The following is a 13,178-nucleotide window of genomic DNA, read 5'->3' on the forward strand; positions in this document are numbered from 1 at the left end:
TTACTCAGTAAACACATAATCACTAAACTGTTCTTCTACTTCATCAAAAGCTGCAAAAACATTAACAGAATGATCACTAGTTACCATTTTTGTTCTGTATTCTTTAAAGTGAGGAATACCTTTAAAGTAATTAGTATAATGACGTCTAGTTTCTAAAACGCCTAAAGTTTCGCCTTTCCAATCTATAGCCATTTGCAAGTGTCTTCTTGCCGCATCTACACGCTCTTGCATAGTTATTGGTCGGTAATGTTCTCCTGTTTCAAAAAAGTGTTTTACTTGTTTAAAAAACCACGGATTACCAATTGTAGCACGACCAATCATACAACCGTCTAAACCGTATTGGTCACGCATTTCCATTGCACGTTCTGGCGTGTTTACGTCTCCGTTTCCAAATACAGGAATATGCATACGTGGATTATTTTTTACCTCAGCAATTGGCTTCCAATCTGCGTTACCTTTATACATTTGCGCACGTGTACGACCATGAATCGCTATTGCTTTACAACCAACGTCTTGTAAGCGTTCTGCAACTTCAACAATCCTAATAGAATCATGATCCCAACCTAGTCTTGTCTTTACGGTAATAGGTATATTGGTACGCTTAACCATTTCGGCAGTTAATTGTTCCATTAAACAAATATCTTTTAAGATACCTGCGCCAGCACCTTTACTAACTACTTTTTTTACTGGACAACCAAAGTTAATATCGATGATATCTGGTTTAGACTCAGAAACAATATCTATGGTTTGTAACATACTATCCATATTAGCTCCAAAAATTTGAATACCAACAGGACGTTCTTTTTCGTAAATATCTAACTTAATAACGCTTTTTGCAGCGTTACGTATTAAACCTTCGCTAGACACAAACTCTGTATATACCACATCTGCACCTTGCTCTTTACATAATTTTCTAAAAGGCGGATCGCTTACGTCTTCCATTGGAGCTAACAACAACGGAAATTCTGGAAGTTCTATATTACCTATTTTTACCACGTTACAATTTTTTGGCAAAATTACATCTTTTTAAATAATTGTAAGACAAAGAAGATTAAACTATATTTATACAAATTAGTTTCTAAATGAAAAAACTCATCATTATTTTTTGCATTATCTTTTTTAGCTGTGGCACACAGAATAGCCAGATTAAATTAAAAACTATAAAAGACAGTGATTTTAGTGTACAGTATCCAAACAATTGGGATAGATTTGGATCTATGGGTTATGTGTTTTTTAGACCTAAAGAATTAAGAAAAATAAGACCTGATTTTGAATTAAATAGCATATCCCTGAGCAAAAATCCTTTCTATATTGAAAAATTTAATGGCGTAGAAAACACTTTAAACGAACATGGCAGAACGTTAAGACGAGGAGAAATTAATAAAGAATATGTACTAACTAAATTACCAGAAGGTTCTAAATATATCTATAAAATTGAATCGACTATTGAGCGACAATCTTTTAAAGAAAAATTTAAACGATTAGAGTTTTTTTATGTTAGAGACTCTAAATTAGACTATATCGAATTTCATATGGAAGAAAAATTATTTGATAAATATTTTGATGATGCCATGTTAATTATAAACTCTTTTGAGCCCAAATAAAAAAGACCTTATAACTTTATGTTACACGGTCTTTTTATGTTAAAAACGTTTTATTAGTAAAGATTGTTTTCTTACTCTAATCGGTCTCTTTCTTTCTTATCTTTGGTACGTTCGTTAGTCTGTAAACTTGTATTACCAAATTTATAGTTAAAACCTAACTTAACATATCTGTTATCTTGGTTATGGAAGTTATAATTGTCTTGTCTACCATATTTAGTGCGTACAGTAAAATCTTGCTTATTAAATAAATCTGCAAAAGCTAAAGACAATGTTGCTTTATCCTTAAATAGCTTTTTACTAATAGACAAATCTGATATTAAACGACCATCTACCGTTTTAAATCCTTGTAAATTTTTACTTGTATAAATAACTGTAAAATTAGCAGATAGGCTTTTGTCTTTTAGTAATGAAAAATCATTACTAAGCACAGAGTAGTTGCTCCATTGATCTTGTTTAACTATTTGATTATCTAAAAAAGCTTCTTCTTGTATGTTATAAAAAGATGTTACAAAATAAACAGACCAGCTATTTAAAACATCAAAATATGTTATAAAATCTAAACCAAAATCGGTTGCTTTACCAATGTTGGTTGGTTGATAGATTAAAATGTTGTTAGTATTGTCTTGAATTGGAATTTCATGTATTTGATCTGATATGTCTTTGTAGTAAAATTCAAATGTATATCTGCTTTTTATAGATGTTCCTAAAACAAATTTGTTGGTAAATGTTGGTTGTAAAATAGGGTTACCTGTTACTATTGTGTTATCATTTAAAAAGAAATTAAACGGATTTAAATCTTGAAAATCTGGTCTGTTAATACTACGTTTATAATTAGTGTATAGATTTATATTTTCTGAAGTTTGCCAACTTAAATTAAGTGTAGGAAACCATTCTAAATAATCTTGGTTATTTAATCCGTTTGTGCTTATAGATTGACCTTCAATATCTGTTTGCTCTACTCTTAATCCTCCTGAAAAACTCCATTTTTCCCAATCTATTTGATAGTCTAAATATGCAGCAAAAATAGACTCATCATATTGATAGGTATCAGAGTTTTGAGTATTAAATGTTGTATTTCCTGTATTTGGATCTATATCAAATTGAGTAATACCACTGTCTGTATTAATTACAGACGTTTTTATTCCTGTAGAAAAAGAAGAGTTGTCACTTAATGAAGTATTGTAATCTATTTGTGATGTTATAATATCTGTTGTTTGATTATTATCTGTTGTAAAAGCAGTGTCAAAATTAGAGTTACTGTTAACAAAATAATACTGAGATTCTACTTGTTGGTGTCTCTTATAGTCATATTTAGTCATATGCACATTAATAGCTAAAGAACTTTCATTTTTAAACTTTTGCACAAAATCTAAATCTACTCCAAGATTATATTTATCATCATTAGAATTATTATTTACATTAAAATTATAATTATTAGTTCCTTGTAAATCATTTACTGTTGTATATCCTCTTGTTAAATAATCAAAATAAGGTAAATACAAAAAGTTAGATGTTAGACTAAGCGTACTTCTTTCACTTAAAAAGTAATCAAAGTTTAAATTTGCATTGTGAGTTTTTGAAGTTGTATTTCTATTTAAAGTAGAATACCAATTTTCTGAAATAGTATTGTTATTATCTAAATAGTTTATTTCGTTAATATTATCTCTGTTAATCTTACTTTGGTTATAATTATAGTTAAGGTTAATATTAACTTTATCGGTTTTGTAAAACTGATTGATTCCTGCATTATACCTAGGAAAAACACCTTGCGTATAATTAGAAAACACATTACCTCTGTAACCTGTTATTAAGTTTTTAGTCATTACTATATCTAAAACAACTCCGCTTTCTGCATCATACTTAGCAGAAGGATTGGTAATAACCTCTACTTTTTGAATGCTATTTGCAGAAGAGTTTTCTAACAACTGTGTTACTTCTGATGCAGATAGTTGCACTTTTCTGCCATTAATAAATACTGTAGGAGTACTGTTTTTAACTGAAATATTTCCGCCTAAAACCAAAACACCTGGTGTGCTTCGTAAGACGTCTAACATTGTACCTTCTACTAAAGAAGTATTTGCAACATTAAACACTAATCTATCTACTTCCTTTTTAAGGGTTGGTTTATTAGCTGTAACAACAACTTCTTCTAAATTTTCTGTACTATCTTTTAAAATAATATTTTTAACAGATGTTGTGTTAGCTATAGTTAAATTTTCAGTATAACTTTCAAAACCTAAAAATGTAGCTTGCAAAATATAAGTCTTAAAGTCTAATCCTGTAATAATAAACTTTCCAGACTCATCTGTACTTGCTCCTTTTACTATAGAATTATCTGATGCATCTGTAACTAAAACGTTAACAAAAGATAGTGGTTGGTTATTTTGATCTACTACTTGACCAGTAATGGTCGCCTCTTGCCCAATAGCATAAAAAGACAGTAAATAGAATAAAATATTGGCTAAGTATTTCATTTAAAAATTAATAGGTCGTGCAAGATAATAATTGTTAATTACTTTTCCTTGTGGGAAAAACCGCAATTTTCAATCATTTACCTTATTAATAAATATATTTAAATCCTTAATAATTACATTATATTTGCAACATCTTTTTTAATGAAGATATTTGGACTATGAAGAACATTAGAAACTTTTGCATTATTGCACATATTGACCACGGTAAAAGTACACTTGCAGATAGGTTACTTGATTACACTGGTTCTGTTACCGAACGCGAAAAACAAGATCAGCTTTTGGATAGCATGGATTTAGAACGTGAACGTGGTATTACAATAAAATCTCACGCCATTCAAATGGATTTTATTCATGAAGGTGAACATTATATACTAAACCTAATTGATACACCTGGTCACGTAGATTTTTCTTATGAAGTTTCTCGTTCTATCGCAGCTTGTGAAGGTGCTTTACTAATCGTAGACGCAGCACAAAGTATACAAGCACAAACTATTTCTAACCTATACTTAGCGTTAGAAAATGACTTAGAAATTATACCTGTTTTAAATAAAGTAGATCTACCAAGTGCTAATCCAGAAGAAGTTACTGATGATATTGTAGATTTATTAGGTTGTGACCCAGAAGAAGTAATTCACGCTAGCGGAAAAACAGGTTTTGGTGTAGACAATATTTTAAAAGCAATTATAGAGCGTATTCCTGCACCAAAAGGTAACGAAGATGAACCTTTACAAGCCTTAATTTTTGACTCGGTTTACAATCCTTTTAGAGGTGTAGAAACTTACTTTAGAGTTATTAATGGTTCTATTAAAAAGAATCAACAAATTAAGTTTATCGCAACAGGAAAAACTTACGGTGCTGATGAGGTTGGTACTTTAAAACTAAAACAGTTACCAAAAAAAGAAATAAAAGCTGGTGATGTAGGTTACGTCATTACTGGTATTAAAGAAGCTAAAGAAGTAAAAGTAGGAGATACCATTACCGATGCTGCTAACCCAACTAAAAATGCAATTGGCGGTTTTGAGGATGTAAAACCAATGGTATTTGCAGGTATTTATCCTGTTGATACTGAAGATTATGAAGAGCTTCGTGCCTCTATGGAAAAACTGCAACTTAACGATGCATCATTAGTATTTCAGCCAGAAAGCTCGGCTGCATTAGGGTTTGGTTTCCGATGTGGGTTTTTAGGAATGTTACACATGGAAATTATCCAAGAACGTCTGGAACGTGAGTTTAACATGACCGTTATTACAACCGTACCAAACGTTAGTTATCATGCGTTTACCAATAAAAATCCAGATGAAATTATTATTGTTAATAACCCATCTGATTTACCAGAACCTTCAACTTTAAATCGTGTTGAAGAACCTTACATTAAAGCTACAATTATTACCAAAGCAGATTTTGTTGGTAATGTAATGAGTTTATGTATTGAAAAACGTGGACAAATTACCAATCAAACTTACTTAACTACCGAGCGTGTTGAGCTTAGTTTTGACATGCCTTTAGCCGAAATTGTTTTTGACTTTTACGATCGTTTAAAAACTGTATCTAAAGGTTATGCCTCTTTTGATTATCATCCAATTGGTATGCGTGCTTCAAAATTAGTACGTGTAGATATATTACTAAACGCACAAAATGTAGATGCGCTTTCGGCTTTAATACATGCAGATAATGCTTATCATATTGGTAAAAAGATGTGTGAAAAGCTAAAAGAATTAATACCACGTCAACAGTTTGATATCCCAATTCAGGCTGCTATTGGAGCAAAAATTATTGCTAGAGAAACTATTAAAGCGTTACGTAAAGATGTAACCGCGAAATGTTACGGTGGAGATATTTCGCGTAAGCGTAAACTTTTAGAAAAGCAGAAAAAAGGTAAAAAACGTATGCGTCAAGTTGGTAATGTAGAAATACCTCAACAAGCATTTATGGCGGTTTTAAAACTAAATGATTAAAACTTAAACCTTATACATATAAAAAAACCTTCAGTTAATGCTGAAGGTTTTTGTTTTTAAGAGCTTTGTACTGTTTCTACTTTTTCGACATCTAAAGGTTTTCCTAGATAGACTAAATGATAGCCTTTTTCGACATCTGTAATTTCGGTATTGTAAGATGAAATAATATGTAGCTCGCCTTCATTATCTTTAATAAATAAAGGAATAATGTCTTTATCATTATTAGTTGTCTTAATTAAGTCGTCTAAATGTTCTTTATCTATTATTTCAATTTCTTGAATGCTAGGGTATTTTCTGGTCACTTCAGATAAAGAATTAAAATCATCTGTATGAGAAAATAAACCTTCCTTTGGGTTATTATTTTTATCTGCCATTTCAGAAGAAGACACTAATCTAAAGGCGCCGTTTTCTCCAAATTGTTTTCCAAATTTGTTAATGGCGTATTTATTTATGTCACTGTTTCCTGTAAGTGCCATTAAATAACCAACGTCATTTAATTCAATATTATCAATTAAAGTTTGAGAATAAATATCGGTATTGATGGCTTCTAAGCCTAACTCTTTAGCTTTATTTATGTTGTTTTGATTACTATCAATAAGTACAACATGTCTTCCGTTAGATTCTAAATAATGTCCGATTAATCTAGATACTTTTGAGGCGCCAACGATTAAAATTCCACCAGATTTTGTTAAAAACACTCCAACCAACTTAGCAAATAAACGCGCTGTTGTGGCATTTAAAAGTACTGTTCCTAATACAATTACAAAGACTAATGGCGTTATATACTCTGCTCCTGCAACACCATTTCGGGCTAACTTTAAACCAAAAAGAGAAGCAATACCTGCAGCAACAATACCGCGAGGACCAACCCAACTGATAAATAGTTTTTCATTCAGTTTTAATTTAGAACCTTGTGTACTTAAAAATACGCCTAAAGGTCTTACCGCAAAAACAACAATTGCGAATAAAATAGCCGTTTTCCAATTATAAATTAATAACAGGTCGCTGTAATTAATATTAGCTGCTAAAAGAATAAATAAAATCGAAATTAATAATACACTTAACGATTCTTTAAAATATAATAAGTCTTTTAAGTAAGGTGATTTTGAATTACCTAAAACCATACCCATAACCACAACTGCTAATAATCCAGACTCGTGTGCAAATGCATCTGAAAGCACAAAAACACCTAAAACTGCTGCTAAAGCAAATACGTTAAGTAAATAATGTGGCACCCATTTTTTATTGATTATAAAGTTCATGGCGTGCGCAAAAGTAAACCCAAATGTAGCACCAAAAAGCACAATTTTACCAAATTCTATTAATGCGGTTTTTGTAAACTCGCCACCAGCATCAACACTAATAAATTCAAAAACTAATACGGCAACTAAAGCACCTATTGGGTCTATTAAAATACCTTCCCATTTTAAGACTGCAGATACGTCTTTTTTAAGTGGAATATTCCTTAAAATAGGCGTAATTACTGTTGGACCAGTAACTATAATTAATCCAGAAAATAGAAAAGAAATTTCCCAACTTAGCCCAAAAATATAATGAGCCGCAATACCAGCACCAAAAAATGTTACAATAGATCCGATAGAAATTAGCTTAGTAATTACAGGACCTACGTTTTTTATTTCTGCCATTTTTAAGGTTAATCCACCTTCAAATAAAATAATACTAATGGCTAAAGACACAAAGTAGAACAAGCTTTCTCCAGGAAATAAGCCTTCTCTTTCATTCCAAATTGGTTCTATCCATTTAGAACCATCGTCTGTTATAAATTCTGCAGCAATTGGACCAACTAGTAATCCTATTAAAATTAAGGGTAAAATCGCTGGGATTTTAAACTTCCATGCTACCCATTGTGCTAATATTCCTAAAATGATTATTCCTGCTAATTCTAACATTTAAACTTGTTTTGCGTGAAAATAGTAATTCTAAAATTTATGCTATAAATTTTAACCCAAATTTAGTCAAATACATCAAAAATTACATTTTTTAATTCTAAGTCAATTTAACAAATAATTTAATTATTCTATTTTTCTTAATAATTCCCTAATAAGACTTAAGCTTTCTTCTATAATTATTAATTTGCAGCAACTTATTAAATCATCTTTCTTTTATGAAATTATATCCAATACAAGCTGGAAATTTTAAATTAGATGGCGGTGCTATGTTTGGTGTAGTCCCAAAATCTTTATGGACCAGAACCAATCCTGCAGATAGTAATAATATGATAGATATTGCTGCGCGTTGTTTATTAATTGAAGACGGTAATCGATTAATTTTAATCGACACAGGAATGGGTAACAAACAAAGTGAAAAGTTTTATGGCTATTACCATCTTTGGGGCGATGATAGTTTAGAAAAATCTTTAGAAACAGCAGGTTTTTCTACAGATGATGTCACAGATGTATTTATGACACATCTTCATTTTGACCATTGTGGCGGAAGCATAAACTATAATAAAGACCGTACTAAATTAGAACCAGCCTTTAAAAATGCGCACTTTTGGAGTAATAAAGACCATTGGAAATGGGCAACACAACCTAACCGTCGTGAAGTTGCTTCATTTTTAAAAGAAAATATTTTACCAATGGAAGAAAGCGGTCACTTAAAATTTACAAGTATTCCGCAAGATGATATTTTAAAAAATTCAGAACTTGGCTTTGACATCTTTTTTGCAGATGGACACACAGACAAGCAAATGATACCAATGATCAATTACAAAGGAAAAACCATTTGCTTTATGGCAGACTTACTTCCTACCGTAGGACATCTGCCTTTACCTTTTGTAATGGGTTATGATACAAGACCATTACTGACGTTAGACGAGAAAGAAAAATTCTTAAACCTAGCGGCAGATAATAATTATTACTTATTTTTGGAACACGATGCACACAACGAAATTATAACCGTACAACATACCGAAAAAGGCGTACGATTAAAAGACACTTACACGTGCAACGATATATTTAATTAACAAAACAAACACAAAGACAAAGCAATGACAATTAATTACAAGCCATTAATCCTGTCTGCATTTGCAGCAGTTGTGCTTTCAAGCTGTGGTGGTAATGCACCAATCCTTTCAACTCCAATTGAAAATATTGACAATACGCCAATTAAAGAAACACCTTTAACAGAAGCAGAAGCACATAATTGGGGACATTTAGATTTAGTAAAAGACACCATTCCTGGGATGAGTGTTGATAAGGCTTACGCCGAAATTATTAAAGGAAAAAAAGGACAACAAATTATTGTTGCTGTAATCGATTCTGGAATTGACATCGAACACGAAGATTTAGATGGAGTAATCTGGACAAACACAGACGAAATACCAGGAAACGGCATTGACGATGATAAAAACGGCTATGTAGACGATATCCATGGATGGAATTTCTTAGGTGATGCATACAACGAAAGATTAGAAATGACGCGTATCGCAGCTAGTGGTAATGCTAGCATACCTAGATATGCTGAAGCTGTTGCAGAACTAGACAAAAAATATCAAGAAGCGCTATCTGGTAAGCAACGTTATGACCAAATTTACGCTCAAGTTTCTGGAGCACACGATGTGTTAACAAAGCATTTTGGTAAAGAAGATTACACTGCAGAAGAAGTTAAAGCAATCAATACAGAAGACCAAGCACTAAAAGATGCTGTTGGTGTTGCTAATTTTATCTACGGAAATGGTTTAACGTCTATGAAAGAAGCTAAAGAACAAATAAAAGGTGGTGTAGAGTATTTTACAGACCAAGTAAACTATAACTTAAATAAAGACTTTAACGGTCGTACAACAGGAGATAATCCAGATGATTTTGATGACAAACCAGGTTACGGAAACAACAACGTAATGCCTTCTGTTAAATCTGAAAGTCACGGTACACACGTTGCTGGTATTATCGCTGCAGAACGTAATAATGGGTTAGGTGCTAACGGTGTTGCAAACAATGTAAAAATCATGTCTTTAAGAGCTGTTCCAAATGGTGACGAGTATGATAAAGATATTGCTAAAGCTATTAGATATGCTGTAGATAACGGTGCAAAAATTATTAACGGTAGCTTTGGTAAAAGCTATTCTCCACATTCTGACTGGGTAAGAGATGCTATTAAATATGCAAGTGATAATAACGTCATCTTTGTTCACGCAGCAGGTAACGACAGTAAAAATGTTGATGAAAAGCCAAACTTTCCAGATGATAATGTAGATTTTGTTGAAATTTCAGATACATACATTCGCGTTGGTGCTTTAGCGCCTAGTTATGGTACAAAGATGATTGCAAGTTTTTCTAACTACGGTCTTAAAAATGTTGATGTATTTGCTCCAGGAGCAAAAGTGTATTCTACAACTCCAGAAAACGAATACGATACTAAAGGCGGAACAAGTATGGCGGCTCCTGCAGTTGCTGGTGTTGCAGCTTTAATCTGGTCTCAATATCCTGACTTAAAAGCTTCTCAAGTAAAACAAATTATCATGAGTTCTGGTTTACCAGTAAAATCTCAGGTAATTGTTGGTGGTGATGCTGATAATATTCAAACTTTATCAGAAATTAGTAAATCTGCAAAAATAGTTAACGCTTACAATGCTTTAATTATGGCATCTCAAGTTGCTAATTAATACATAACAAGATACAAAAAGCCTCAACCCAAAACTGTTGAGGCTTTTTTATTTCAACTAAATTTTTAAAGAATGAAAAAATTACTACTTCTTACCATTGCTTTCGGTTTTTTAACTGCTTGTAGTTCTACAAAACAAGCGGTTTCAACTTCAGAAAGTTCAACTGAAAAAAACTCTACATATTGGCAACAACATGTGGATTATAAAATGGATATTGATATGGATGTTAACAACTATCAATACCAAGGAAAACAAACGTTGGTGTATACAAATAATTCGCCAGACGTTTTAGATAAAGTGTTTTATCATTTATACTTTAATGCGTTTCAACCAGGTAGCGAAATGGATGTGCGTTCTCGTACTATTGAAGATCCAGATTCTAGAGTTGGCGATCGTATAAGTAAATTAAAACCTAACGAGATTGGTTATATCAACGTAAATAGCCTAAAACAAGACGGTAAAAAAATTAATTATGAAACGGTTGGTACTGTTTTAGAAGTAGAGTTAGCTCAACCTATTCAACCAGGACAAAGTGTAACATTTACAATGGATTTTGATGCGCAAGTACCAGTTCAAATTCGTCGTTCTGGTCGTAATAATGCCGAAGGTGTTGCACTTTCTATGACACAATGGTATCCTAAGTTAGCCGAATATGATTTTGAAGGTTGGCATGCAGATCCATACATAGGACGCGAGTTTCATGGTGTTTGGGGAGATTTTGAAGTTAACTTAACCATAGATAAAGATTACATTGTTGGCGGTACTGGTTACTTACAAGGCGAACCTGAAATTAAAGGCAACAAAAAAACTATGCAGTTTTTAGCGCCTAATGTTCATGACTTTACTTGGGCTGCAGATCCGGATTATATTCACGATACTATGCAAGTTCCAAACGGTCCAATGCTTCATTTTTATTACAAAAAAGATTTACCTGCAGATAACTTAAAATATTGGAAAGACTTACAACCTAAAACCGTTGAGTTAATGCAGTATTTTTCTGAAAACGTAGGAAAATATCCGTACGATCAATATTCAGTTATTCAAGGTGGTGATGGCGGTATGGAATACGCTATGTGTACTTTAATTACAGGTAAACGTAGCTTTGGTAGTTTAGTTGGTGTAACAGCACATGAGTTAGCACATACTTGGTTTCAATTTTTATTAGCGACAAACGAAGCTAGACACGAGTGGATGGACGAAGGTTTTACTAGTTACATTAGTGATCATGCTATGAATGTTGTGATGAACGAAGGGAAAGAAATTCCTAACGCAAATGCTTATAGAGGTTATATTTATTTAGCAAAATCTGGTAAAGAAAAACCACAAACTACACATGCAGATCGTTACGAAACTAATATGGCTTATGGTATAACAGCTTACAACAAAGGTTCTGTATTTTTATCTCAATTAGGTTACATAATAGGTGAAGACAATCTTAAAAAAACACTTAAAAAGTACTTTGACGATTTTGCTTTTAAACATCCAACACCTATTGATATTATTAGAACTGCCGAAAAAGTATCAGGTTTAGAATTAGATTGGTACTTAATAGATTGGACACAAACTACTAATACTATTGATTATGCAGTAACTTCTACAGAAGAAAATAATAGCATAACAACAGTAAATTTAGAGCGTAAAGGTTTAATGCCAATGCCTTTAGATATTGAAGTAGAATATACTGACGGAACGTCTGAATGGTATAATATTCCTTTAAGAATAATGAGAGGCGAAAAACCTTTAGCTTCAAACGTAAAAATATTAAACGATTGGGCTTGGGCATATCCAACCTATAGTTTTAGTATAAACAAACCTAAAAGTGCCATAAAAAGCATAAAAATAGATCCAAAACAACTAATGGCAGATGTTGATAAAAGCAACAATACATTAGAGTAAACTATCTATTAAAATGAAATTAAAAGCTTCAACAATTGTTGAAGCTTTTTTTATTCTTAAAACTCTATATTTGAAAAGCTATTCAATAAAAATCAAAATAAAAAATGAAACATTTAGCCTACGTATTAATTCTAGTATTAGCACTTAGTTGTAAAAACAACCAAAAAGAAAAAGTAGATACTAAAGTAGAAAGCACAACACAAAACACTGAAAAAGATGCAGAAACTACAACAAATTTACCTTTTCTAATAGATATTAAAAGCTTAGAAAAAGACACGTCTGCTAATCCAATTGAAACGTTTAAAACAAAAGCAACAAACCTTGCAACCGAAGTTATTAAGCTAAATAAAGACAATATTAAAGATGCTTTAACTAAAGCTAAAGACTTTAAAAATGTAGTCATCACCGTAGATAATCATACCATTGTAAAATTAGATGTTAACGACTGCAAACCTTCTGGAGCTTGGAGCGCTTGCATGCCAAAAGCTGAAGGTTATATTAAAAAAGGAGAATTAGCATATCAAAACGATTATGCTAACAATATTATTGGCTTACCAGACGATCAAGAACGTTTACTATTTTTGTTTGATTAGATAAACTACAATATCTACAAATGTTTGAATTT

At 31.9% G+C, this 13,178-nt stretch carries 9 protein-coding genes; 6 read left to right on the forward strand and 3 right to left on the reverse strand.

Annotation, left to right across the window (positions count from 1 at the left end):
* Positions 1–996 carry a tRNA dihydrouridine synthase DusB gene (gene dusB / locus WA340_RS04385; RefSeq protein WP_336127769.1) on the reverse strand — a complete coding sequence of 332 codons (996 nt, stop codon included), beginning with the start codon at positions 994–996 and terminating at the stop codon, positions 1–3.
* Positions 997–1,082: 86 nt separating this feature from the next.
* Here dusB and WA340_RS04390 point away from each other — a divergent pair, with 86 nt between their 5' ends.
* A complete protein-coding gene (locus tag WA340_RS04390; protein WP_336127484.1) occupies positions 1,083–1,604 on the forward strand; it encodes a hypothetical protein in 522 nt (173 codons plus the stop codon).
* Between the two features lie 71 nt (positions 1,605–1,675).
* Here WA340_RS04390 and WA340_RS04395 read toward each other — a convergent pair whose 3' ends face one another.
* Positions 1,676–4,078, reverse strand: a complete 2,403-nt coding sequence (locus WA340_RS04395) for an outer membrane beta-barrel family protein (protein WP_336127485.1) — start codon at positions 4,076–4,078, stop codon at positions 1,676–1,678.
* A gap of 158 nt (positions 4,079–4,236) precedes the next feature.
* Here WA340_RS04395 and lepA point away from each other — a divergent pair, with 158 nt between their 5' ends.
* On the forward strand, positions 4,237–6,033 hold the full coding sequence (lepA, locus tag WA340_RS04400) for a translation elongation factor 4 (RefSeq protein WP_336127487.1): 1,797 nt from the start codon (positions 4,237–4,239) through the stop codon (positions 6,031–6,033).
* A 56-nt stretch (positions 6,034–6,089) separates the two neighbouring features.
* Here lepA and WA340_RS04405 read toward each other — a convergent pair whose 3' ends face one another.
* A complete protein-coding gene (locus tag WA340_RS04405; protein ID WP_336127488.1) occupies positions 6,090–7,943 on the reverse strand; it encodes a cation:proton antiporter in 1,854 nt (617 codons plus the stop codon).
* A 215-nt stretch (positions 7,944–8,158) separates the two neighbouring features.
* On the opposite strand from WA340_RS04405, the gene WA340_RS04410 reads away from it, so the two are divergent.
* The 4 genes from WA340_RS04410 (at position 8,159) to WA340_RS04425 (ending at position 13,146) form a co-directional block, all read left to right on the forward strand.
* On the forward strand, positions 8,159–9,019 hold the full coding sequence (locus WA340_RS04410; protein WP_336127489.1) for an MBL fold metallo-hydrolase: 861 nt from the start codon (positions 8,159–8,161) through the stop codon (positions 9,017–9,019).
* Between the two features lie 24 nt (positions 9,020–9,043).
* Positions 9,044–10,657: a S8 family peptidase gene (locus WA340_RS04415; protein WP_336127490.1), complete on the forward strand. Its 1,614-nt coding sequence runs from the start codon at positions 9,044–9,046 to the stop codon at positions 10,655–10,657.
* 72 nt (positions 10,658–10,729) lie between these two features.
* Entirely contained in the window at positions 10,730–12,553 is a 1,824-nt protein-coding gene (locus WA340_RS04420) for a M1 family metallopeptidase (RefSeq protein ID WP_336127491.1), read from the forward strand.
* Positions 12,554–12,657: 104 nt separating this feature from the next.
* On the forward strand, positions 12,658–13,146 hold the full coding sequence (locus WA340_RS04425) for a hypothetical protein (RefSeq protein ID WP_336127492.1): 489 nt from the start codon (positions 12,658–12,660) through the stop codon (positions 13,144–13,146).
* The last annotated feature ends 32 nt before the right edge of the window (positions 13,147–13,178 follow it).

Source organism: Mesoflavibacter sp. CH_XMU1422-2, assembly GCF_037029245.1.
GTDB classification, from domain to species: Bacteria; Bacteroidota; Bacteroidia; order Flavobacteriales; family Flavobacteriaceae; genus Mesoflavibacter; species Mesoflavibacter zeaxanthinifaciens.